Origin of the sequence: Variovorax robiniae, assembly GCF_037889955.1 — a bacterium.
Classification (GTDB): domain Bacteria; phylum Pseudomonadota; class Gammaproteobacteria; order Burkholderiales; family Burkholderiaceae_C; genus Variovorax; species Variovorax robiniae.
In genome coordinates this window covers 69,864-94,014 of record NZ_JBBKZS010000020.1, presented here as the reverse complement: position 1 = coordinate 94,014, position 24,151 = coordinate 69,864, and the positions used below count along the sequence as shown (strand labels likewise).

Below are 24,151 nucleotides of genomic sequence, written 5' to 3'. Positions count from 1 at the left end.
TCACAAGAAAGAGGTTTCAGGCTGGGAGCTCGTCACAGGGCGGCTTGTCGAATCGATGGCGCTCGCTTCATCGGTGCGCTTGGTTGCACCCACACCGCGCAGCAGGAAGTGCGACAGCGCGGGAATGAGGACCAGAGCGCCGAGCATGTTCCAGAGGAACATGAAGGTCAGCAGGATGCCCATGTCGGCCTGGAACTTGATCGGCGAAAACGCCCAGGTGACTACGCCCGCCGCCAGCGTGACTCCCACCAGCGCTACCACCTTGCCGGTGAAACGCAGCGCCTCGCGATAGGCCTCGGCCAGCGTGCAGCCGGCACGCTGGCGCGCCAGCTGGATGCTCAGCAGGTACAGCGCGTAGTCCACGCCGATGCCCACACCCAGCGCGATCACCGGCAGCGTCGCCACTTTCACGCCCATGCCCAGCATCACCATCAAGGCCTCGCACAGGATGGAGGTGAGCGCGAGCGGCACCACGGCCACCACCACCGCGCGCCATGAGCGGAAGGTGATAAAGCACAGCACGATCACCGCCGCGTACACGTAGATGAGCATGCTCACGTTGGCCTGCTTGACCACGATGTTGGTGGCGGCCTCGATGCCGGCGCTGCCTGCGGCCAGCAGGAACTTGTGCTCCGGCGTGCTGTGCGCGTCGGCGAAGCTCCCGGCGGCCTTCACCACGCGCTCCAGCGTATCGGCCTTGTGGTCGGCCAGGTAGGCGATCACCGGCATCACCGAGCATTCGGTGTTGAAGAGTTCCGGGTTGCTGGTGATGGCGGTGCGCGCGGCGTAGTTCAGCACGTCCTGGTTGGGCGAGATGCTGAGCCACTTGGGGTTGCCCTCGTAGGAGCCTGCCGTGATCTTGCGCACCGCGTCGGCCAGCGACACCGTGCTCTGTACACCCGGTACTTGCTGCAGCGCCCAACCCAGGCGGTCGGCTTCCATCAGCGTCTGGTACGTCAGGCAGCCCTCGGCGGGCGTCTTCACGATCACCGCGAACTGGTCGCTCGACAGAGAGTACTTGCCGTTGATGTAGGCGTTGTCCAGGTTATAGCGGGAATGGGGGCGCAGCTCGGACGCACCCGGATCGAGGTCGCCCACGCGCAACTGCGTACTCACGGCGAACCCGGCCACGGCCAGCACTGCCGCGGCGCCCAGCGCGACGGTGGCCCAGCGACGCTGCGTGAAGCGTTCGAGCCATTGCCATATGCCGCCAGACTCGCGCTGGTCGGCACGCAGGCTGCGCTCGGCCGCTTTCGGGCTCACGCCGGTGTACGACAGCATCACTGGCAGCAGCACGAGGTTGGTCACCACCAGGAGCGCCACGCCAAGGCTCGCCGTGATCGCGAGTTCCTGGATCACGGGGATGTCGATCAGCATCAGCACCGCGAAGCCCACCGCATCGGCCACCAGCGCCGTGAGGCCCGCGAGGAACAGGCGCCGGAAGGTGTAGCGTGCGGCAACCAGCCGGTGCGTGCCACGTGCCACGTCCTGCATGATGCCGTTCATCTTCTGCGCGCCATGGCTCACGCCGATGGCGAAGACCAGAAAGGGCACGAGGATCGAATACGGATCGAGCTCATAGCCCAGGAGCGTCACCAGCCCGAGCTGCCACAGCACTGCCACCAGCGAGCAGGCCAGCACCAGCGCGGTGCTGCGCACGCAGCGCGTCCAGCCGAAGAGGATGGCCGCGGCGATCACTGCGGCAATGGCGAAATAGCTCATCACCTGCGTGAGGCCGTCGAGCAGGTCGCCGACCACCTTGGCGAAACCGACGATGCGGATCTCCACGTCGGCACCGCCCGAGTGGGCGAAGCGGCTACGGATGTCCTCCAGGCGCTTGGAGAGCGCCTGGTAGTCCAGCGGTGCGCCGGTGCGAACGTCCTTGTCGAGCAGCGGCACGAAGATCATGCTGGAGCGCCAGTCGGTGCCCACAAGGCTGCCCAGGATCTGCGCGCGCGAGATGTTCTGCCGCAGCTGTTCGGTGCTGGCCGGGGAGCCGTCGTAGCGATCGGGCATCACGGGTGCGCCGGTGAAGCCTTCCTCCGTCACCTCGTTCCAGCGCACCACCGGCATCCACAGCGACTTGACGTTAGCGCGGTCCACGCCCGGCGTCAGGAAGAGTTCGTCGTTGACCTGCTTGAGCGCTTGGATATATGCCGGATCGAAGATGTCGCCCTTCTTGTTTTCGACCACCACGCGCACCGCGTTGCCGAGACCCTTGAGCTCGGCGCGGTTTTCCAGGAAGTTGCGGATGTAGGGCTGGTGAAGAGGAATGGTCTTCTCGAACGCCGCATTGAGCGTGAGCCGCGTCGCCTGCCAGCCCAGTAGCACCGTGGCCAACGCGCACAGCACGACCACGATCAGACGGTTGTTGAAGATGAGCCGCTCGAAGCGGTTTCCGCTGTGCGCGTCGAAGTCCTTGAGGTCCCGGATCACCGGCATGACCTGGGTGTTGTCGTCACTGAGCACGGTTTGTCTCCTTGTTCTTCAGCCATTCAACGCGCACGCCGTCCGGTCCGCCCAGGGCCACGCCTTGTGCAGTGGAAGCGGCGAGCGCGAATACCGGCGCCACGCGGGGGAGCGGCACGCGATCGAAGCTGGCGCCCTGGTCCTTGCTTCGCAACAGCTGTCCGGCCTGGCTGGCCAGTAGCATCGAGCCGTCCTTGCCCACCGCACCGCTGACGAGGCCGGCATTCACGCCGGTGTCGGTGCGCGCCCAAGTCGCGCCGCCGTCGGTGCTGCGCCAGGCGTTGCCGCGCAGTCCGTACACCATCACCATCTGAGGCGTTCCCATGACGCCGAACAGGGTGCCCTTGTAGGGCAGCGCGACGCGCTCGAAGCGGCGCTGCTCGCGGTCGAGCTTGAGCACCAGGCCCTGCTCGCCCACAATGAAGAGCGTGCCGGCGGCGGGCCGAATCGCATACAGGTGCAAGGCGTCCGGGTTGTCCACGCGGTCCAGCCATGGCGTCCAGCTCTTGCCGCCGTCTTCGGTGCGCAGGATCAGGTTGAAGGCCCCAATGGCAAAGCCCTCGCGCTCGTTCTCGAAATAGACGTCCAGGAAAGGCTTGTCAGCGCCTTGCTTGGCGAAGGTGGCAGCGTCGCGCGCCAGACGCTCGGCCGAGGCGTCTCCGGGCGATGAGGGTTGGCCGTACCGATGCACCAGCAGTTGGGCTGCGCGCTCGCCGTCCAGTTGCACCTGCCAGGTCGCGCCGCTGTCGGCGCTGTGCAGGATCACGCCTTCATGGCCGGTGGCCCAGCCTTGGTGGGCATCGACGAAGTAGACGGCAGTGAGGTCCGAACTGACGGGCACTCCCGCCTGCGTCCAGGTCTTGCCTTCATCGTCCGAGTACAGGATGTGCCCGCGCTGGCCGGCGGCCACGAGGCGGGTTCCGGCCATGGCCAGTGCATTGGCGGGGGCGCGGCTCGCCAGGGCGCTTGGCGCCGAAGGCAGGGTCAAGGGCGATTGGAAGGCCGGTTGGCCCAGTGCCGCGCCCGCGACGACAGCGACCATGCCGGCCAGCGACCATCGAATGAGTTGAGGAATGTGCAACGACATGGTTGCTCCAGGGAAGATGGGGCGCGGCGCAGGTGGTCTGGCTGCGCCCCCTTGAAGAAATCGGAAGGGGCACGGGCGAGCCGTGCCCCGCGGGATCAGCGAACCCCTTGCGACGCCAGGGCGTCGGAAGTCCAGTTCGAATCGGACTGCAGGGTGTTCAGCACCTTGATGCCGCTGGCACCCGGCCACTGGTTGATGTAGTAGGTGCCGGCGATCAGGTCATAGTGGCCCGACACCGCGTTGCTCGGCACGGCCGACTCGTAGTGCTGCGTGAAGTACGCGAAGCCCGGGCGCCAGAGCTGGCCACGGCCGTCATACTGGTCGGAAGCCAGGATCATCCAGCTGTCTTCGTCGATGTAGAAGGTGCGGCGCGAATAGATGTGGCGTGCGCCCTCCTTCAGCGTCGCTTCCACCACCCACATACGGTGCAGTTCCCAACGCACGAAGTCCGGGTTGATGAACTTGGGCTTGAACAGGTCTTCCGCCTTGTCGTGGTAGACGAAGCGGTAGTCGTTGTACGGAACGTACATCTCCTTCTTGCCCACCAGCTTGAAGTTGAAGCGCTCCTGGCTGCCGTTGAAGAGGTAGATGTCGTCGATGGTCGACATGCCGCCGGTGCTGGAGTTGGGCGTGTCGAAGGCGAGGTCCGGCGCCAGGCGCACGCGGCGCTGGCCGGGCAGGTACTGGTAGGCGCGTCGGCCCTTGGCGTCGTCGATGAAGTCGTTGGTCATGACCGACTCGCCGGCGCGGCGGGCCGGCCCGGTGTAGTTCGCCTTGGCGCGCGTGATGAGCGTCGGATACGCGGTGTTGCTGTCGTCATAGAAAGGCAGCTCCACCGTCCACACACCCTGCGTGCTCAGCACCAGCTTGCCCGCCGCATCGATGTTGTAGGCCGAGTACTTGGGCATCACCGTAGACAGCCCCTGCCAGCGGGCGATGTGATTGAACATCACCTCGTTGCCGGTCTTGGGAATCGGGAAGGGAATGCCGCCGCGCGCGCCGCTCAGCGCAAGCCCGTTGTCCGAGAGCTTGCCGCGCGTGGCGTTCTTCAGCGTGTTCTCCAGCACGAAGGGCGGGTACGCTGCGGTGCGGTGCGTCGGATAGACGTCGACACGGTAGTCGGCATTGGCCTTGATCAGTGCCTTGGTGCCTTCGGTCAGCTTGTCGGCGAACTTGTCGACGTTCTTCGCGTCGATCTGCACCACCGGTTTCTCGCTGGCGAACGGGTCGGGGCGGACACCCTTGTCCTTGTCGAAACCGGCGGGTGGGGTGGTGAGGCCGCCTGTATACGCGGGAATGGTGCCCTCCTTGTTGCCGGCCTTCTCGGCGCCGACCGGTGTGAGTTCAGTGCCGAGCTTCTTTGCTTCGTCAGCGGACACGCCTGCGAGCGCCGCGGACAGCAGCCCCGCGCAGAACAATGCTGTGGTGAGTTTCTTCATGATGCTTGTCTCCGTTTAGAACGTTGTCTTGAAAGTGAGATAGACGGCGCCGCGGTCCTTGAGCAGGGCCTGGCTGCCATTGGCTGTCGCCACCACCGTGCCGGCGGGGTTGAGCGCGTTGTCGCCGTAGTAGCCGACGTACTTCAGGTCGAATCGGTACTTGCTGTACACATCGAGTCCGAGGCCCACCGCGTAGCTGCCGGCGTTCTTGCTGCCACCCGTCGCCACGGCCGAGTTGCCCGAGATGCCCCTGGAGTAGCTCAGCGGCATCGACAGGTCCATGCCCGGGAAGACCTGGTACCAGGTCGGCGTGAAGTTCAGCGCGAGGCCGACGGCGTTCTTCGAGACCCGGTCGATGGCGGTGTAGCCATCGCGTCCCTTGAAGTACTGCGCGCCCTGGGTGACCGACAGCCACTGGCTGAAGGTCAACTCGGTGGACCACGTCGCACTGCTGAAAAAGGGCGTTGCACCGACGCTGCCGATTGCATTGAGCACGACGTGTGCCGTGTTGCCGCGCGCGCCGAGCGTTTCACCCTGCGCCGGCAACTGGCTCGCGGAGCGGACCGAGACGATGTCGCTGACCAACGGCATGTTGCGGCGGTAGTTCACGTCCAGGCCGAAGCTGATGCCGCCAAGCTCCTTGGACAGGCTCATGCCGTACATGTCGATGTCCGACGCGTAGTTGAAGAAGTACTGGCTCCTGGCGCCGGCCAACAGGACCACCTGCGGGATGGTGTCGGAGAGGTTGCGGGCGTAGAAGCCCATCGTGCCGTCCAGCCACTGCGGCGCCCAGCGCGCCATCACTCCCCAGTCGCCGCTTTCCTTTGGCGTAATGTCGTTGCCCCGATACGCGCGGCCGCCGGGCAGGGCCGGGTTGATCAGGGACTGGCCGCCAAACTGGTAGAAGTCGCCAAAGCCCAGGTAGGTGCCCGATTCGGGAACGCGTGTGGGGCGCCACTCCAGGAAATACTGCGCACCAATGGCCAGCTCCGGCGTGGCCTGCAGTTGCGCGGAGACCTGGTTGCGCGGGATGTACAGCTCCTTGGCCTCGATGCCTGGAACCGCCAGTGCCTTGCCCTGGTCGAGCGGCGCCTGGCCATAGGCGATGCCGTGGATGGCGCCGGCGCCCAGCAGCGATTCGCCCCAGTTCACCGTGTGGCGGCCGAGCCGCATGCTCAAGGGCATGCCCGCGACCTCCGCGGAGCCGAAGACGAACGCGTCCATGACTTCCGCGGACGGGCCTTCGTAGTAGCGCTTGGCGTAATCACTCAGGCCGAAGGCGGGACGGCCATAGTCGATGTGGTTCTCCGTGGCCAGGCTGGTGTTCGCGAAGCCACCGGAGTAGGCAGCGTCGTACCACGAGGCGGCGCTCACGCGCGCACCAAACTTCTTCTGGTACACCAGGTCGAACTCGGTCAGCACGTCGACGCGGTTGTTGATCGTGTCGCCCTTGTTGAAGTTGCGGTCGCCGTCGTCGTAGTTCGGGTTGGCGATGATGGTGCTGTCCTGCCCCTGCACGCGCTTGCCGTAGTTGTAGCGGACCGTGTTGTCCAGACGCACCTGCACGTCTTCGTTACCCGTGTCGAACTCGAAGGCGCCGGCATTGCCGCAAGCGGCTGCGCAGAGCGCCAGTGTGGCGATGCTCAAGGCGTGGCGACGCGCGTGGGGGGCCCCTGCCGGTCTGAAACGATTCATGTGTCTATCTCCTCGGAAATTTCTTGGGTGTGGTTCGGTTGCGCGGGAAAAACTCTGTGGAAAGGCAGGGATGCGGCCCTCGGTACGCCGGGACTTCAGGCCGTGGCCTTGAGGCCGTTCATGACGGCTTCCATCAGCGCCTGCACCTGGCCGTTGGAGTGCTCGTAGGGGCGCTGCGTGTCCCAGTCGGTGATGCTGGCGAAATGCTCGGCGACGCCCTCGACCGAGCAATCGGCGCCCGCGAGGTAGACGGGCTCGGTGTCGACGAGGCGGGTCGAGGTGAAGGCACCGCCACCGGCCGACAGCGTGATGCGCGACGGCGCGTTTTCGCTCACGAGGAACAGGGCCGCAGGCGTGACCTTCTCTGGCTGCACCGCGGCGAGCATCTCGGGCGGCATGACGTCCTCGGTCATGCGCGTCGCGCCGATCGGGGCGATGGTGTTGACGCGTATGTTGTTCTTGGCGCCTTCGACGTGCAGCATGTGCATGAGGCCGACCAGTGCCATCTTGGCGGCGCCGTAGTTGGCTTGGCCGAAGTTGCCGAACAGGCCCGAGGCCGAGGTCGTCATGAGGATGCGGCCGTAGTTCTGCTCGCGCATCGTTTCCCACACGGCCTTGCTGCAATTGGCCGAGCCCGTGAGGTGCACGTCGACCACCGCCTGGAAGTCCGCCATCTCCATCTTCGAGAAGGTCTTGTCGCGCAGGATGCCGGCGTTGTTGATGAGCACGTCGACGCGGCCGAACGCTGCCTTGGCCTGCGCGACCATGTCCTGCACCTGTGCGAAGTCGCAGACGTTGGCGCCGTTGCTGATGGCCTCGCCGCCGGCGGCGCGGATCTCTTCCACGACCTTCTGCGCAGCTTCTGAAGAGCCGCCCTTGCCGTCACGGCTGCCGCCGAAGTCGTTGATCACCAGCTTGGCACCGCGGCGCGCCAGTTCCAGTGCATGCACGCGGCCCAGGCCGTTGCCGGCACCGGTCACGATGGCCACGCGGCCGTCAAATCGAATCGTCATTTCTCTCTCCTCAAAAATTGAACAAAAGGGATTCCCTGCCGGCCGATCGCAGCGATCGCCGGGCATGCGGAAGTTGTTGGAAAAATCAGTAGCGGCGGGTGATGGACTCGGCCACGCAGACGGGCTTGTCCGAACCTTCAAGTTCCATCGACACTTCGATCGTGAGTTGCGCGCCACCGTTGTCGATCGCATCCCAACCCACCAGCTTGAAGTGCCCGCGCACACGGCTGTTCACCGGCACCGGCTTGATGAAGCGGACCTTGTTGAGCCCGTAGTTCACGCCCATCAGGCTCTTGCGGATCTCGAAGCCCGTGCCCATGAAGGCGGACATGAGGCTCAGCGTCAGGAAGCCATGGGCGATCGGCGTGCCGAAGGGGCCGTGCTTCGCACGCTCCGCATCGACGTGGATCCATTGCATGTCGCCGGTGCACTCCGCGAACATGTTGATGCGCCGCTGGTCGATGAAGACCCAGTCGCTGGTGCCGATGACTTCGCCCACGAGGGGCTTGAGATCGGCGAGGGTTTCGTAGCTTTTCATGGGGTCTGCCTCAATAGCCCTTGAACTGCGGCTGGCGCTTCTCGACGAAGGCATTCAGGCCTTCCTGGATGTCCCACGAGCGCTGGTGGTCGCGCAGCTCGTGCAGTTCGTGGCGCAACGCATCGGCCGTCGACTTGTCGGCGGCCTCGTTGGCGACCTTCTTCATGCGGGCCAGCACCAGCGGGCTCTTCTTGGCGAACTTTTCGCCCAGGGCCTGCGCGCGCTCCGCCAGCTCGGCGTCGGCGACGACTTCATTGACGAGGCCAAGCGCCTTCATCTCGTCGGCCGAGATCGCATCGCCCGTGAACAGCAGGTACTTGGCCACGTTGGCCGGCACCTTGCGCGGCAGGATGGCCGCGCCGCCGCCGCCGGGGAACACGCCGAAGTTCGAGTGGCCATCGCCGAGGCGCGCGCTCTTCGCGGCCAGCACGATGTCGCACGCCAGCACGGCTTCCAGGCCACCGGCCAAGGTCAGGCCGTTGACGGCCGCGATGGTCGGCTTGGGAAAGGCGCGCAGCGTGTCGAAGAAGATCACGATGTGGTCGAGAAAGTCCTTCTCGCCAGGTGCGACGGCGGCGCTGGCCGTCTTCAGGTCGGCGCCGGCGCAGAACGCGGGGCCGGTGCCTGTGATCACCACGGTGCGGACGTTGGGGTCGTCCGTCCAGGACCGCAGGGTGGCGGTCATGCCTTCGATCATGTCGCGGCTCAAGGCGTTCATCGCCTTCGGACGCTCCAGCGTGATCCAGCCGACCATGCCCTTCTTTGCTTGCGAAAAACTCATCTCGTTAATCTCCAGATCGCAGTCGTTGCGTGGAGGTGAGATTAGGTGGTCTGGTCTTGCAAACCCCCCTTACTTTGGAGTGGGTGGGGGTGAGGGGCTGGAAAACCCTATGGGAGCGCGTTCACGGATGCTTCGCGGATCCACGTCCGGGCATGCCAATCACGGTACAACGACGCAGCGTAGGAGTGGCAGCGGCGAAGAGTGCAGCACCGGGTGAGTGCGGCTGCTCACTTGCCCCAGTGCGCAATGCCAAGGACCCAGCCGCAGCGTTGCCTGCCGCGGGCCTTGTTGTGCAAGAGTCTCCTTGCCTCCAGCCCCCTGCAATCGCAACGCGGCTTTCCACCCATCGTGTGAATCGGCCCTACGCGATCAAGCCATGCTTGCGCGCCCAGGACATCGCGTCATACCGGCTCGACAGATTGAGCTTCGTCAGGATGTTGCGCACATTCCATTTCACGGTGTCCAGCGAAATGTTGAGCGTGAGCGCAATGCGCTTGTTCGTCATTGCCTGGGCCACGAGGCCCAGGATCTCAAGTTCGCGCGGTGTAAGGTTGACGCCCGCGGGCACCTTCGCACCGCTGCGAAGCGGCACTGCGGGGCGCGATCCCTCGGCTTGGCCGAAGCGTGCGAGGAGATCTTCGAGATGCGCAGCAGCCGTTTCGTCCAGCCGGGTGTCGCCCCGCACGCTCTCAAGCAGATCCCCGGCGCGCGCGCCCTCGTCGAGCAGCGTGCGCAGCAGGCCGAAGCGTGATGCAATCTGCACCGCCTCCACCAGGCGCGTGGCCGTGTCTTCGAAGCGCTTGAGCTCGTCCAGCGCGAAGGCGGCCAGCAGGTTTTCCTGCACCTGCATGCGCGCACGCCTGTACTGCTGCGCATGTTCGCGCGCGGCCTGCAACGCCAGCAAAGCCTCGTGGGGATCATTGCCAGCCAGCGCCATTCGCGCACGCGACATCGCGGCCACTGCGGGAATCTCGGCGCGCACACCGTCTGCGCTGCAATGGGTCACGCCCAGTTGGCTCAGTCGCGCCGAGACTTGCCCCGCACGCGCCTTCTGCCCCATGTTCAGCAGAATGCGCACCTGCTCCGCCTGCATGCAGGCCACCAGCCGGTGCAGTCCCAGCGCCTGGTAGTGCGTCGCCTGCGATTCAAGGAAGGTCAGCACGGCCTCGGGCGGCATGTGCAGCAGATCGAGTCGGGCCGTGACCAGCGCGGCGTTGAGCATCACCGGTGGCATGGAGGCTTGCATCACCAGCCGTGCGCGGTTTGCGAGCAACTCGCGTGCCTCGTCGATGCGATCGAGCTCGTAGTAGGACTCTCCCAGCGTGGTGGCCGTGACCGAGGCGCTGACCGAGCGCCGCCCATGCACCGACTCGGCCACCGCGACCAGTTCGGCGCCGATGCGCGCAGCCTCCCGCACATTGCCCTCGGTCAGCAGGAGCAGGCCGCGAGAACCTTCGGCGACCAAGGCGATGTCGTTCTTGCGCTCTGCCGGGTCGATGGGGTTGTCGTCCAGCAGCTTGTGCGCTTCGTCGAAGCGGCCCACCGAGGCATAGGCGTACCCGAGCAGGCAAAGGTAGAAGTGCAGCAGGTACGGGCTCTCGGACACGATGCCGTGCAAGGGCTCCAGCAGGTCGATACAGCGACGGGTGTCGTCGCGCTGCATCGCCACGGCCGCGTCCGCCAGCGGCAGCTTCGAGGAGATCACCGGGTTCTTCGCCGCCACGCTCTCGCGCACCTGTGCGATCCAGCGCTCCGCCTTGGCATGGCGCGCCGTCATCGACAGGGTCAGGCAGCCGAGGAAGAAGAGGCGCGGATGCGCGAAGAGCGTTTCCTGCGGCAGGCGGTCCAGCAGATTCAGCATCAGGCTGATGAAGCTCAGGCTCCAGGTCTCCTTGGCCGCCTGATCGATCGCATCGGCCGCGAATTCGAGATCGCCACCCCATACGGCATGGCGCACGGCCTCCACCAGCAGGCCATGCTGCGCGAACCACTGGCTGGCGCGCCTGTGCAGCGCGTTGACGCTGGCCGCGCCGCGCCGCGCCTGGCGCGCGGCCAGGAACTCGCCGAACAGCGGATGGAAGCGATACCAGGGCAGCCGGTCATCCCACTCGACGCGGTACATCAGCAGGTTCTCCTCCTCGGCACGGCGCAGCAGCGCCGACGCATCGGGGCTGCCCGTGACGGCCTCGGCCAGTTCGATGTTGAAGCGTCGGCACACCGACACCTGCTCCATGAAGTCGATCATCTCCGGCGGGAGGTTGGCCACCACTTCTTCCGCGAGGTAGGCCTGCAGGTCGGACGAGCTCCAGCCGAGTTCGCCCAGTCGAGCCCGGGTTTCGGGCCGCGAGCGCAGCATGATCGCCATCAGCTCCAGGCTTGCCGGCCAGCCACCCGTCTTGTCGTGGATCAGGCGCATCTCCTCGGCGCTGAGCTTGACCGTGCCAAGGTTCTGCGCGAGGAAGCTGCGCGTTTCCTCCGCGTTGAAAGGCAGTTCGCCGAAGCCGATCTCGGTGACGCGCCCGAGCACGCGCAGGCGACTGATGAGCAGCGGCGGGGCCGCCCGCGAGGCAATCGCGATATGCAGGTTGGCGGGGCAGTGGTCGATCAGTTTTTGCACCAGCCGGTGCGCGCGCTGGTCGTCGACGTGGTGATAGTCGTCGATGACGAGGTACAGGTCCTTCTGGACGAGCCCTGCCGCGTTGAGGGTGGCCGCCACCACGTGGTCCATGGCCTTGACAATGTCTCCGTCCAGGCCGTCGAGGCCTTCCAGCAGCATCTCATCCTCGACCGGAATGCCCAGGCGCCGCAGGGCGGCGGTCAGGTAGGTTGCGAAGCTGGCGAGCTGCTTGTCGTCGTGACTCAAGGACAGCCAGGAGACCTCGTCGCCGGCCTTCATCAACTCGAGGCGCCACTGGGCCAGCAGGATGGTCTTGCCGAAGCCCGCGCCGCCGGTTACCAGCACAAAGGAACAACGCTGCCCGTCGCGCAACTGGTCGAGCAGATGCTTGCGCGAAATGAAGCGCGAGCCGATGTGGGGCGGCGCGAACTTCGTGGAGACGAGCAGCTTGTCGAGTTCCATGCGAACAATGTAAGGCTTGGCAGACCAGGGCGGCCGGGGATTATCGGCCACACCACCCGCACCCAATCAGCGTGCGCGGCACTTCACGCGGCACACGCTGCTTCGTGCCGGTCGATGCTCCCCAGTTCCAGTTCGGCCACGACGGCGCGCTTGAAGTAGTGGCCGATCAGGTATTCCTCGGTCACGCCGATGCCGCCGTGCAACTGGATGCCCTGGCCGCAGACGTACTTGGCCGCCCGTCCGATCAAGGCCTTGGCGGCCGACAGCGTGCGCTGCCGCGCGGCATCGCCGCTCTCCATGCTGGCCAGCGCGGCGTAAAGCATGGAGCGCGCCGTCTCCATCTCGGTCGCCATGTCGGCAAGGCGATGTTGCAGCGCCTGGAAACTGCCGAGCGGCACGCCGAACTGCTTGCGCGTCTTGAGGTAGTCGGCGGTGAGCTCGATGACTTTTTCCATCGCGCCGACCAGTTGCGCGCCGTGCGCGACGATGCCTTGGGCGAGGCCGGCTTGCAGGGCTGGCAGTCCGCGGCCGGGCTCGCCCAGCACGTCCTTGGACGGGACCTTCACGCCTTCCAGCACCAGTTCCTCCGCCCACGTGCCATCGTGCAGCGGCAGCGATTGGCGTTGCAGGCCGGGTGCGTCCGCGGCGACGAGGAAGAGCGTGATGTCCCCAGCCGGTGCGCCTTCGACACGCGCGGAGACGATGTACTGCTGCGCAATCAACCCGCTCAGCACCAGCGACTTGCGGCCGATCAACAGGTAGCCGTCGCCATCCAGCTTCGCCGAGCTGTTCACGGGCAACGGCATGCCGCGCGAAGCCGGCTCGCTGTAGGCGAGCGCGATGCGCAATGAGCCGTCCGCCAGCGCAGGCAACAATTGCGACTTCTGCGGGGCCGTGGCGCCTGCAGCCAAAGTCTGCGCGGCGGCCACCGCACAGCCCACGTAGGGCTCCAATACAAGTCCACGGCCGCACTCGTGTGCGATGAGCGCCGTTTCGACCGCGCCGGCACCCAGCCCCCCATACTCCTCGGGCAGCGCCGCCGCCAGCCAGCCGTTGTCCGCGAACGCCTGCCAGTGGTCCACGCTCGCGCCCTTGCGCGACTTGAGCATCGCGCCACGCGCCTCGAATGCATACACCTTTTCGACATAGCGACGCACGCTGTCCTGCAGCAACTGCTGCTCCGAATTCAGGTTGAAATCCATGGGCCCTTGCTCACAGTCCAAAGAGCAGCCGGGCGACGATGCCGCGCTGCACTTCACTTGTTCCGCCGTAGATGGTCGAGGCGCGGCGGAAGAACATCTCGTTGGCCAATCCGCGCGCCAGTCCGTGCATCGGCAAGGACTCGTTGTTTGCCTCGCCCTCCTCGGCCGGATTGGGATAGGCCACGGCGCCATGGTCGCCGAGCGCTTCCACGTGGGCTTCGGTGATGCGCTGCTGCAGTTCGGTAGCACGCACCTTCAGCATCGAGCCCATCGGCTGCGCCATCGGGTGATGCGCCATTTCCAGCGCCGCGACGCGCTGCACGAACATGCCGACAGCCGTGACCTCGGCCTGGAGGCGCGCCAGTTTCAGCGCGAACTCGGGCCGATCGCGCAGGCGCCCGCCGCCCATGAGCGGCGTATCCGCCAGCACATCGAACTGGCGCAAGTAGTGCTTGAGCATCGGCAAATCGGCCGTGGTCGCATGCTCGTTGTTGAGCAGGAACTTGGTGATGGCCCAGCCTGCGCCCTCCTCGCCGATGCGGTTGGCCACCGGCACCCGCACGTTGTCGAAGAAGGTCTCATTCAGGTGGTGCGCATCGTCGATGCTGCGGATTGGCCGCACCGTGATGCCAGGCGTCTTCATGTCGGCCAGCAGGAAGGTGATGCCGGCCTGCTTCTTCGCACTGGCGTCGGTGCGCACCAGCAGGAAGATCCAGTCGGACTCGTGGCCATGGCTGGTCCAGATCTTCTGGCCGTTGACAATGTAGTGGTCGCCATTGTCGTCATGCTTCAGCTCTGCGCGCGTGCGCAGCGAGGCAAGGTCCGAACCCGAGCCGGGCTCCGAGAAGCCCTGGCACCACAAGCGCTCGCCATTGAAAAAGGCCGGCAGGTGCGCTGCCTTCTGCTCGGGCGTCGCGAAGTTGTTGAGCACCGGGCCCAGGAGCTTGTGCACCATGCCGTCGAGCGTGGGCGCGCCGGCGGCCACGCATTCCTCGTCGAACACGAGGATCTGCTGCATCGTCCAGCCTGTGCCGCCATGCTCTTTCGGCCAATAGGGCGCGCCCCAGCCGCGAGCGTGCAATACCTTTTGCCAGCGCGCGACGGCCTGCGGCTTGGAGCGCGAGAAGGTGGGCGTGACACGCAGGTCGGCCGGCAGGCTGTGCTTCAGGAATTGCCGGACCTCCTCGCGAAACGCGTCGAGGCCGGGATCGGGACGGAAGTCCATTGTCTTGTTTGCTTTTCAGTTTCTGTACATCGTCACGACGGCCGCGCCGCCGATGCCGACGTTGTGCTGCAGGGCGATGCGTGCGCCCTCCACCTGGCGCTTGCCCGCCTGGCCGCGGAGTTGCTGCACCAGCTCGAAGCACTGCGCGAGACCTGTGGCGCCCAGCGCGTGGCCCCTGCCGAGCAGCCCGCCTGACGGGTTGACCACATAGCGACCGCCGTACGTGTTATTGCCCGAATCGACGAACTTCTGCGCGCCGCCTTCGGGGCACAGGTCCAGCGATTCGTAGCTGAGCAGTTCGTTGTGCGCTACGCAATCGTGCAGTTCAACCACATCGAGGTCGTCAGCACCAATACCCGCTTGCTCGTAGACACTGCGGGCGGCGGCGCGCGACATGCTGTAGCTCGCCCCGTCACTCGCATCGACGCCAGGCAGAGCCTTGGAGCCCACCGTGGTCATGGCCTGCCCCGCAATCCATATCCGCGAGTCGAGCTTGTACTGCCTCGCATAGGCCTCGCTGCACAGCACGGCCGCTGCAGCGCCGCAAGCTGGCGCGCTGGCCATCGCGCGGGTCATCACGCCGGGCCAGAGCGGCGTGTCTGCCAGCACCTGTTCCGGGGAGAGAATGTTGCGCGACATCGCCAGCGGGTTGTTCGCGGCGTGGCGGCTGGCCTTGGCACGGATCTTCGCGAAGGTCTCCAGCGGCGTGCCGAAGCGCTTCATGTGCTCAAGGCCGGCGGCCCCGAAGATGCGCAGCGCGGGCGGAATGTCGATGCCGCCGGCCCGGGGATCGCACTGCGCGAAGGAAGGTTCGAGCGGGCTGGGCCGATTGGCGAATTGCGCCTGCGGTGCGCCAGGGTTCAGCTGCTCGAAGCCCAGGGCGAGCGCAATGTCGGCCTCGCCGCTGGCGATAGCCTGGCGTGCCATCCAGAGCGCCGACGAACCGCTCGCGCCGCCGTTGCGCGTGTTGAAGATCGGAATGCCCGTGAAGCCCAGGTCGTACAGCACGCGCTGGCCGGCGGTGGAGTCGCCGTGGACATAGCCCACGAACGCCTGCTGCATCGACTCGTAGCCGGCACGCGCATCGGCCAGCGCCAGGCGCGCCGCCTGCGCGCCCATCACGACATAGCTGGCGCTCGCCGTGGGCTTGCGGAGCGGGATCATGCCGACCCCGGCCACCACGACCTTCTTCGTCACGCTTGCTCTTTCCGCCGGAGTGCGTCGATCAGGCGCGGGCGAAGATGCCGATGTGCTCGGTCGCCTCTTCCACGCGCCACAGGCCACCGCCGTTGCCCTGGATGGCAAAGCGCGCGCCTTCAACCTGGCGCGGCCCGCATTCGCCGCGCAGTTGCGAGACCAGTTCGAAGATCTGGCCGATGCCGGTGGCGCCGATGGGATGGCCCTTCGACTCCAGGCCGCCGGATGGGTTGACGGGGATGGAGCCACCGATGCTCGTCTCGCCGCGCTCGGCCAGGTAGCCGCTCATGCCGGGCGAGCTCAGGCCCAGGCTTTCGAAGGTGAGCAGTTCGCCAATGGCCGTGGCGTCATGCACTTCGGCCACGTCGATGTCGCTCGGTGCGATGCCGGCCTGCTCGAACGCGTCCTTCGCGGCCTGCTTCGTGCAGCCGTTGTCGTAGTCGAGTGCGTCGCGTGCCGAGGCAGAACGCACCACGGTCGCCAGCACCTTGACGGCGCGGCTGCGGTCGAAGCCGTACTTCTTCAGCGCCGACTCTGTGCAGAGGATGGCTGCAGCGGCACCGTCGGAAATGGGCGAGCACATCGGCATCGTGAGCGGATAGGTGATCGCGGGCGCCGCCAGAATCTCCTCGATGCTCATCGGCTTGCGGTACTGCGAGCGCTCGTTGTGCACCGAGTGGTTGTGGTTCTTCGAGGACACCGCGGCGAGCTGGCGCTGCGTGATGCCAAAGCGTTCCATCAGGCCGCGGCCAAGGGCCGCGTACACGTCCATGAAGGGGCTGTAGGGCTTGGGCGACTGCGAGCCTTCCGGCGGCACGATGGTCTTGCCCATCGAGGAGAGATAGCCCTTGTTGGCCTCGAAGGTCTCGATGTCCCAGGCCGATTCGAAGCACGAGAACATCTTGCTCTTGTCGTCCGAATACATCTTCTCGGCGCCGACTGCCAGCGCCACGTCCGCCGCGCCCGCGCGCAGGTGCATCACGGCCAGGTTGAAAGCGTGGCTCGACGACGCGCAGGCGCCTTCGAGGTTGTAGATCGGGATACCTTCGATGCCCAGCGGCAGCAGCGCAACCTGGCCGCGGATCATGTGCTGGCCGTCGAAGTGACCCTGCGTGGTGTTGCCGAAGAATGCGGCGCGGATGGCCTTGCGGTCGCAGTTGGCGTCCTTGAGCGCGTCTTCCACCGCCCAGGCGGTGAGTTGCTTGACGGTCTTGTCCATGTGGCGGCCGAAGGGCGTCATGCCGGCGCCGACGATGTAGATGTTTTCCATGGCGGTATGTCTTGATGAAGGGGTTGGATGCGTCGAAGTTACGCGGGGCAAGGCGGCAATTCCCCCCTCCTTCGGAGTGGGGGGCGCGCCCTTACAGGCTGCGGCCGATGATCAGCTGCTGGATGTGGCTGGTGCCTTCGTAGATCTTGGTGACGCGGGCGTCGCGGTAGTAGCGCTCGACCGGGAAGTCGGTGAGGTAGCCATAGCCGCCGTGGATCTGCAATGCATCGGAGCAGACCTTCTCGGCCATCTCGCTGGCGAACAGCTTGGCCATCGAGGCCTCCTTGGCGCAAGGGATGCCCGCCTGGTGCAGCCGCGCGGCATGCAACACGAACTGGTGCGCCACCTCCACTTGGGTGGCCATGTCGGCCAGGTCGAAGCTCACGCCCTGCAGCCGGTTGATCGGCGCGCCATAGGCCTCGCGTTCCTTGGCGTACTTGACAGCCGCGTCGAGCGCGGCACGCGCCACGCCCACCGCCACGGCCGCGATGCCGATGCGGCCTTCCGACATGCCCGAGAGCATGCGGGCATAGGCGCTGCCCTCTTCGCCCAGCAGGTTGCTGGCGGGGACGCGGTGGTCCTCCAGCACGATCTGCGCGACGTGCGCCGAGCGTTGGCCCAGCTTTTCCTCGACACGGGCGACGTTGTAGCCGGGCCCCTTGGGATCGACGATGAACAGGCTCGCGCCGCGCTTGCCGGCGTTCTTGTCGGTGATGGCCAGCGCAAATGCAAAGCCCGCCTCGCTGCCATTGGAGATGAACTGCTTGGTGCCATTGAGCACGAAGTCGTCGCCCTCGCGCCGCGCCGAGGTGCGGAAGTTCGACGTGTCGGAACCGGCCTGCGGCTCGGTCAGCAGTCCGCAGGCAATGGTTGCGCCGCTGGCGATGCCGGGGAGGTACTTGTCCTTCTGCGCCGCGGTGCCGTAGCGATTGACCCAGTCGCCCATGCCGTTGTGCACGTGGATGATGGTCGCAAAGCCGGCGTCCGCGGCGGCGAACTCCTCGATCGCCAAGCAGTACTCGACGAAGCCGAGCTTGCTCCCGCCATATTCCTCGGGGATGTGCATCCCCAGGAAGCCCAGCTCGGCCACGGCCTGGAGTTCCTCGCGCGGCCACGCGGCGGTGCGATCGCGCTCGGCGGCGGTCGCGGCGACCACCTCCTGCGCCACCTTGCGCGCCGAGTCGCGGATCATCGTTTCCTGTTCGCTCAGGAACGCACCCGAGTTGTCTTGCATTTTCAGTTTCCTTGAGGTTGGTGTGCGGGCACCGCCTGTTATTCAATGGGGCGCCGACTCTGGTGAACCGACTATGGCGAAGCACAACGTCTGGAAGCCCCTCACTTTGGAGTGGGCGGGGCGCATCACAGGGTAAACCCTTCCCCCTCCCCTTGGAGTGGGGATGCCGAGACACGCGTCCGGAACAATCCGGCATCCTCAAGAGCTGACACTGGAGACAGGACAATGAAAATGAATTTCGCACGCGTGATGGGCAACCTGGCTCTGCGTTTTGCCGACCAGGAAGCCGTGGTCAACATCGAGCGCCAACGCCGCTACACCTATCGCGAGTTCCACGGTGCGACCAACCGCATCGTGAACATGATGCGCGAGCGCCTGCAGCTCGGACGCGGCGATGTCTACCTGTGCATCCTGGAGAACGACAACCTGTCGCTCCTGCACGCGTGGACCGCCTTCAAGGGCGAGGCCGCCGTGGCCTACACCAACTACCGCGACTCGATCGACGAGCACCGCTGGCAGGTCGAGTTCATCCAGCCGAAGGTCGTGTTCATCGAGAACGCGCTGATCGACAGCCACTTCGACATGCTGCGCGAGCGCGGTGCAACGGTTGTCTGCATGGACCGCCCGGCCACGCCGCGCGATGGCCTGCTCGTCTTTGAAGAACTGCTCGAAGGCGTGGCCGACGCCAACCCCGACGTCGAGCGCGACACCATGAAGGACATCGTGATCTACCGCTTCACCGGCGGCACCACCGGCAAGAGCAAGTGCGCGCAGTACACCATGGACAACTGGCTGGCCCTGCGCGACGCGCTCTACACCGAGGGCGAGCAGATCTACGACCCGGACCAGCGCTACCTGCACATGGCGCCGCTGAGCCACGGCTCGGGCCTGGGCGTGCTTGCCACGTTGTTTCGCGGCGGCTGCACCGTGACGCAGAACGTGCCGGACCTGAAGACCTGGTGCCGCAACGTCGAGGCCGAGCGCGCCACCACCACCCTGATGCTGCCGACGCTGGTGTATCGCCTGCTCGACCTGCCTGAGGCGAAGCAGCATGACCTGTCGAGCCTGCGCACCATCGTGTATGGCGGTGCGCCGATGAGTCCGTCGAAGCTGCGCCAGGCGCAGGAGCGCTTCGGCAACATCTTCGTGCAAGTCTATGGCGCGACGGAGTGCCTGACGACCGCGGCGATGCTGTCCAAGGCCGACCATCTTTCGGTCGATGGCGATGAAAAGCACCTGTCTTCGGCCGGCCGCATTTCAACGGTCGTGGAACTGAAGATCGTCGACGACGAAGGCAAGGAACTGAAGCAAGGCGAGACCGGCGAGATCTTGCTGCGCTCGCGCGGCACGATCACCGGCTACCTCAACAACGACGAGGGCACGGCCGCGGAGTTCCAGGATGGCTTCTGGAAGTCAGGCGACCTCGGCTACGTTGACGCGCAAGGCTTCCTGTACCTGGTCGACCGGAAAAAGGACATGATCATCACCGGCGGCTTCAACGTCTATGCCGTCGAGGTGGAGGCAGCACTGAGTTCGCACCGTGCCGTCGCGATCGCAGCGGTGGTGGGCGTGCCGCACGCCGAGTGGGGCGAGGCCGTGCATGCCGAGGTGGTGCTGCGCGACGGCGTCGAGGCAACGGCCGAAGAGCTGGTCGATCACGTGAAGAACCAGCTCGGTCGCTTCAAGGCGCCGAAGGCGGTGGTGTTCGTGGAGCAGTTGCCGGTGAGCGTGGTGGGCAAAGTATTGCGGCGCCATGTGCGGGACAAGTACTGGAAGGACCAAGCGCGGCGAGTGTCTTGAGAAGTAGAGGGCGTGAGGGAAATTGGCTTGGGCTTGCGTCAACAAAGAGATGCAAGCACAGGCTTCTTCGCGCGACCTGTCTCCTGGATCCCGGATCCTTCTGAAGCGCAACTGCTGCGCAGCGGGCGAGGGCGAGGCGTTCGGGCGCGATCTCCGACGAGCTCGCACTGCCTGATCCGCGCGAGCGCAGCGGTTCCGGGACACCACCCGCTGCGCCATTGCTTTCATAGGTGGTCCGAGATCGTTCGTTCACATATCGCCAGACCTCGCTATCGCCTGCCCAGCGGGTGCCCTTTCCCGCGCTCCACAGTCATCGAGACGCACGGCACGCGAAAAAGCGTTGCATGAAAGTTCGGAATAATGCCGCGCATGGCCGAGACGCCCAAATACCTTCCTGCATTGCGTTCAAACGTCTGCAGCGAGAGACCATTGCGCGACGCTGCAGCGGCAGCGGGCGAGCGCACCTACGTGTCTTTCATCCTGTGCCGACGCTCGCGCCATGTCGAGACGGGAGTGCTGTTGCGCAGCCTGGCCGGTCGCTGCGTCTCATGTGATCGGGAAGCCGTTGCGCGAAGTATTGGCAAGCGACGCACCATCGTCGAACTGCTTGCACGCATCGCATAGATATGCCGACGGAACCGCTTCGGCTGCCGCCGCGCGCCGCTGTCTGACACCGTAAAACCGAGCCCGAGCAGCGCCATCTCCTCACGCGGGGGATGGCGAAAGGTAGTGGCCGAAGGTTCGCATTCCCACAGATACACGACCGACCTCTTGAGGGCCATGACCTTCGCCGATTCTTCGATGCTTCAACCGACTGGGTCGTTTAACTTCAACCTCGTCCGTCTTGTGTCGGACTCGAGGATTGCGGTAGGACCCGAGGGTGACCTGCTACTTCGGGAACAGGAAGGTCACGACAAAGCGCAAGCCCAGTCCCTTTGGTCCCGAGTCGGGGCCTTCGGCCCAGTAGCGCAGGCCGCCGGTCAGGTTGATCGGCTGGGTGCCCACCTTGATGAGCTTGCCCACCGTGAAGTTGATCGGCACCGACCACTGCCTGTTCTTCCAGTCGTAGGTCGACTCGGTGTTGATGCCATAGGTCCATGCGTCCTTCGTGGTGTACGAGAGGAAGGGCTGGACAAAGGTGTTGCTGATGCTGGGCCGGTTGGAGTCGCCGCCGCCGGCCCAGATGTGATTGGCCAGCATGCCGTAGGTCCATGGGCCTTCCTGTTTCAGCAGCACGAACGTCGGGCCCGCACCCCACTTGCGTGCACTCAGGGCGGAGTCGGTGCCCGTGGGCAGCAACAGCACGGGGCCGACACCCCAGATCAGGCCCCCCGCACCGGGCTTCTTGGGCGAGAAGAAGAAGCTCTGCGTGATGTCGCCCAGGCCGGACTGGCTGGTACCCGACTGGATGTTGGTCTGGCTCACGATCGGCACGATGGTGCGGCTGATCAGGTTCCAGTCGGCATTGAGCTCAATCGGCACCACCGGCTGCACGTTCAGGACGCTCTTGTGGCCGGAGTCATCCGTGCCGTAGCGATGGTCGTAGTTGTACTGGAAGGGCACGCTGATCATTGCGGCGACCGGGTTGGACAGCTTCTTCGCCAGATCTTCGGCGTCCTGCGCACGGGAGGCCGGCGCGCAGAGAAGAGCGGCCACGGCGAGGGAGACCGCGGGGGCCACGGAACCGCATTGAAAGTTCATTCGCAGGTCGTTCAAGTGAAAGGCATGAAAGCCCATGCCGAGGCGTGTCAATGGCACTCAGGGAGTCGCGGAAGGTGCGTGGCAAAGGAGCAATCATCCGCGTCAATGCGCATGTGCCGGCCGTCAAGACATGGCCATCCTCACGCCAGCGTGTACGTCAATCGCTGGATGCCGCGAAAAGCACCAATCACCCCTACGAAATAGAGCACCATGCAGGCCAATTGCATGAAGAGCCAGAGTTTCTTTCCGGCATCGATTGGCGTGTAATAGAAGCTCGGCCAAAAGATGTCGACCACGAAGTAGCCAACGTACCCAGTCAGGAACATGGCCACCAACGAGATGACGCACAGCGTCGGCGCGCCCCGCTCAAACGCACTCGCCGGCGCTGTCGTCGGTGCCGCCTTGGCAACAACGCCGTACGCTGCGCCGATGGCCACCAGCCCCACCGCACCGCCGATCACGACAGCCGTCGAGAGCGTCCAGGGACAGGCAAACCACAATCCAACATTTTTCAGGAACGCAGCGCCGTTGTCGTATCGGGCGCCCGCGATGTAGTGCAGAACCATGCCGAAGCTCATGACGGAGCCCAGCAAGGCAAGCCAGAAACCCGAGCGAATGAGTTTGCCGGCCAGTTGCAGCTGCGACGGATTGCTCGTCATTGAGTAACTCCTCCAAGGAGGGCATCACGCGCTGAAGATCGCCCGAAAACTCGAAGCCCGATCGTCGAGAGCCCAAGCGCCGCAAGGAGAAGGACGCTGAGCGCCGCGAACTCCGCAACAGATGGTGGTTCGTCGGCGCCCACCGAACACACGGCCGGTGACGCGTTGTACGACAGGTAGAACAGCCAGGCAAATCCGACAGCCAAGCTACTTGCAAAGGCTGCCATGCCCGCGCAGACGAGGACCGCGTTGAGGTTTTTCAAATGGGTTCCAGGGGCTGAGCTTCCAACTCTCGTCGAATCTAAAGCCGCCGCCCGCGGCCATGAGTGGTTCAATCATGCCGAGCCGGTAGGAAAGCCGGCTCCATGTGGCGCGGGCGTCGCGGCGACGGTCATTGTTTATCCAACTTCGGCGGGAAATAGCTACGCTCTGCCACGGCTCCCTTAGGACGATAGAAGCGGAAGGTCAGGCTGTAAGCTTGGCCCTTGGGCGTTGGCAACCAGTTTCCTTGCGGGACATCAGCAGGTTTCGCGTCGCTGAAATACAGGGTCAGCGAGCCATCAGGCCCGTACTGCAGCTTCGATTCCTTGTTCAGGAGATAGCGCTTCTGGGGATTGGGCAGCACGCGCCGCTCGACCGAGTCGACCGCGATGACCGACCAGAAATAGCTCGCATACTGGAGCGGCAACTGCTCCTTGGTGAAGCGCAGTGAATACGAATGGTCACCCGAAAGGGGCACACCGTCCACGTCGGTAAAGGCCTTGTAGTAGATGACCTCCTCCGGCACGTTGGCCCAGATGCCGCCAAGGTTGATGAGCGTGCGCACAAGCCAGTTGTTGCCGTACACACCCGATGTAGACGGCAAGACCCAAGCGTTCTCGACCTTGCTGCCGCCTACCGTGGGCATCGCCTTCTTCAGGTCGCCAAAAGCCTTGCTGCGCACCACCTGGTCGATGCGCTGGCGCTGAGCTGGGTCCTTCACCGCCTTCGCAATTGCACGTGTGCTGGCTTGCAGCGATTCCATGCCTGGGTTGATGTCCTGCTCGCTGTCCAGTGCCGCGTCGGCGGAGTCGAAGGCCTCGACGCCGGGCAGCTTGCTCATCTCGAACATCACGGTTTTGGGAATGGCGGGCAAGGCGGGTTTGCCTGTCGAGCGGATGGCGAATTTCTTCTGCAACGCCACGGCCTGGCTCCAGTCGGCGCCAAGCTCCACGCGGGAGAGCACGCGCATGTATTTCACAGGCACATCGATGCGCTGGGCTTTCGCCGGCAGCTTCACCTGCGCGCCCTTCAGGCAAACGGCGAACTGGCCATCAGGATGCGTGGGGAAAACGCGTTCGTTGATGTTGGCCACGGTCTCGCCCCAGCCATTGAGAAACTGCACGGTGTAGTACCGGCCGGTGACTTTGGGCACCGTCACCAGCGCGCAGCTTTTTTCGTCCACCGCGACCCACGCCTCCGAATAGGCGACGTCCAGGTTGGGATTGGGCCAGGCGACCTCACCGGGCTTGCGGTGGACAAGCTGATTCCACTTGAATCCTTCCTTGAAATCGAGTTGCTCCTGGCGCAAGACCAGCAGCCTGCCGAGCAGATAGATGTAGCTGTCGCTGATTTCCTGCTCGCTGGGCGCGGCCGCAGCGGGCGCCTGCTGCGCAAGACAACTGGCGCCCGACAAGATGGCTGTGAAAGTGAGGGCACGCAGAATGCCCGTGGATACGGTGGAATTGGTTCTCATGGAGTTCCTTCGGAAGGTGGGTACTTG

At 65.1% G+C, this 24,151-nt stretch carries 19 protein-coding genes; 2 read left to right on the top strand and 17 right to left on the bottom strand.

The genetic code is table 11. The features are described from left to right. From WKW79_RS29990 to WKW79_RS29930, 13 genes are all read right to left on the bottom strand, one after another. Nucleotides 1-2,442 (bottom strand): efflux RND transporter permease subunit, encoded by a 2,442-nt coding sequence (locus WKW79_RS29990; protein ID WP_340338903.1) that lies wholly within the window; start codon nt 2,440-2,442, stop codon nt 1-3. 16 nt (nt 2,443-2,458) lie between these two features. Beyond that, on the bottom strand, nt 2,459-3,556 hold the full coding sequence (locus WKW79_RS29985) for a WD40/YVTN/BNR-like repeat-containing protein (RefSeq protein WP_340338889.1): 1,098 nt from the start codon (nt 3,554-3,556) through the stop codon (nt 2,459-2,461). A gap of 95 nt (nt 3,557-3,651) precedes the next feature. Continuing rightward, the gene (locus WKW79_RS29980; RefSeq protein ID WP_340338888.1) at nt 3,652-4,995 is read right to left on the bottom strand and encodes a DUF1329 domain-containing protein; all 1,344 of its coding nucleotides are present in this window, start codon (nt 4,993-4,995) and stop codon (nt 3,652-3,654) included. Between the two features lie 15 nt (nt 4,996-5,010). Beyond that, nucleotides 5,011-6,690 (bottom strand): DUF1302 domain-containing protein, encoded by a 1,680-nt coding sequence (locus tag WKW79_RS29975; RefSeq protein WP_340338887.1) that lies wholly within the window; start codon nt 6,688-6,690, stop codon nt 5,011-5,013. A gap of 95 nt (nt 6,691-6,785) precedes the next feature. Continuing rightward, on the bottom strand, nt 6,786-7,703 hold the full coding sequence (locus tag WKW79_RS29970; protein WP_340338886.1) for an SDR family NAD(P)-dependent oxidoreductase: 918 nt from the start codon (nt 7,701-7,703) through the stop codon (nt 6,786-6,788). Nucleotides 7,704-7,788: 85 nt separating this feature from the next. Then, on the bottom strand, nt 7,789-8,241 hold the full coding sequence (locus WKW79_RS29965; RefSeq protein ID WP_340338885.1) for a MaoC family dehydratase: 453 nt from the start codon (nt 8,239-8,241) through the stop codon (nt 7,789-7,791). A gap of 10 nt (nt 8,242-8,251) precedes the next feature. Then, a complete protein-coding gene (locus WKW79_RS29960; RefSeq protein WP_340338884.1) occupies nt 8,252-9,022 on the bottom strand; it encodes an enoyl-CoA hydratase/isomerase family protein in 771 nt (256 codons plus the stop codon). Between the two features lie 361 nt (nt 9,023-9,383). Continuing rightward, nucleotides 9,384-12,101 (bottom strand): winged helix-turn-helix domain-containing protein, encoded by a 2,718-nt coding sequence (locus WKW79_RS29955; RefSeq protein WP_340338883.1) that lies wholly within the window; start codon nt 12,099-12,101, stop codon nt 9,384-9,386. Nucleotides 12,102-12,184: 83 nt separating this feature from the next. Continuing rightward, nucleotides 12,185-13,303, bottom strand: coding sequence for an acyl-CoA dehydrogenase family protein (locus tag WKW79_RS29950; RefSeq protein ID WP_340338882.1), 1,119 nt, complete (start codon nt 13,301-13,303; stop codon nt 12,185-12,187). A 10-nt stretch (nt 13,304-13,313) separates the two neighbouring features. Further along, nucleotides 13,314-14,528 (bottom strand): acyl-CoA dehydrogenase family protein, encoded by a 1,215-nt coding sequence (locus WKW79_RS29945; RefSeq protein WP_340338881.1) that lies wholly within the window; start codon nt 14,526-14,528, stop codon nt 13,314-13,316. A 15-nt stretch (nt 14,529-14,543) separates the two neighbouring features. Then, the gene (locus tag WKW79_RS29940) at nt 14,544-15,725 is read right to left on the bottom strand and encodes a thiolase C-terminal domain-containing protein (RefSeq protein WP_340338880.1); all 1,182 of its coding nucleotides are present in this window, start codon (nt 15,723-15,725) and stop codon (nt 14,544-14,546) included. A gap of 28 nt (nt 15,726-15,753) precedes the next feature. Next, entirely contained in the window at nt 15,754-16,995 is a 1,242-nt protein-coding gene (locus tag WKW79_RS29935) for a thiolase family protein (protein WP_340338879.1), read from the bottom strand. Nucleotides 16,996-17,086: 91 nt separating this feature from the next. Continuing rightward, the gene (locus tag WKW79_RS29930) at nt 17,087-18,229 is read right to left on the bottom strand and encodes an acyl-CoA dehydrogenase family protein (protein ID WP_340338878.1); all 1,143 of its coding nucleotides are present in this window, start codon (nt 18,227-18,229) and stop codon (nt 17,087-17,089) included. Nucleotides 18,230-18,454: 225 nt separating this feature from the next. Between WKW79_RS29930 and WKW79_RS29925 the strand changes: the two genes are divergently transcribed. Continuing rightward, entirely contained in the window at nt 18,455-20,029 is a 1,575-nt protein-coding gene (locus WKW79_RS29925; RefSeq protein WP_340338877.1) for a class I adenylate-forming enzyme family protein, read from the top strand. A 369-nt stretch (nt 20,030-20,398) separates the two neighbouring features. Next, nucleotides 20,399-20,653 carry a hypothetical protein gene (locus WKW79_RS29920; protein ID WP_340338876.1) on the top strand — a complete coding sequence of 85 codons (255 nt, stop codon included), beginning with the start codon at nt 20,399-20,401 and terminating at the stop codon, nt 20,651-20,653. A 264-nt stretch (nt 20,654-20,917) separates the two neighbouring features. Here the strand turns inward: WKW79_RS29920 and WKW79_RS29915 are convergent, their stop codons facing one another. From WKW79_RS29915 to WKW79_RS29900, 4 genes are all read right to left on the bottom strand, one after another. Beyond that, on the bottom strand, nt 20,918-21,730 hold the full coding sequence (locus tag WKW79_RS29915) for a transporter (protein WP_340338875.1): 813 nt from the start codon (nt 21,728-21,730) through the stop codon (nt 20,918-20,920). Between the two features lie 140 nt (nt 21,731-21,870). Beyond that, nucleotides 21,871-22,389, bottom strand: coding sequence for a hypothetical protein (locus tag WKW79_RS29910; RefSeq protein ID WP_340338874.1), 519 nt, complete (start codon nt 22,387-22,389; stop codon nt 21,871-21,873). Then, nucleotides 22,386-22,652, bottom strand: a complete 267-nt coding sequence (locus WKW79_RS29905) for a hypothetical protein (RefSeq protein WP_340338873.1) — start codon at nt 22,650-22,652, stop codon at nt 22,386-22,388. The genes WKW79_RS29910 and WKW79_RS29905 overlap by 4 nt, the downstream gene beginning before the upstream one ends. A gap of 128 nt (nt 22,653-22,780) precedes the next feature. Next, complete coding sequence (locus WKW79_RS29900; protein ID WP_340338872.1) at nt 22,781-24,124, bottom strand: DUF1214 domain-containing protein; 1,344 nt, start codon at nt 24,122-24,124, stop codon at nt 22,781-22,783. Nucleotides 24,125-24,151 lie beyond the last annotated feature (27 nt).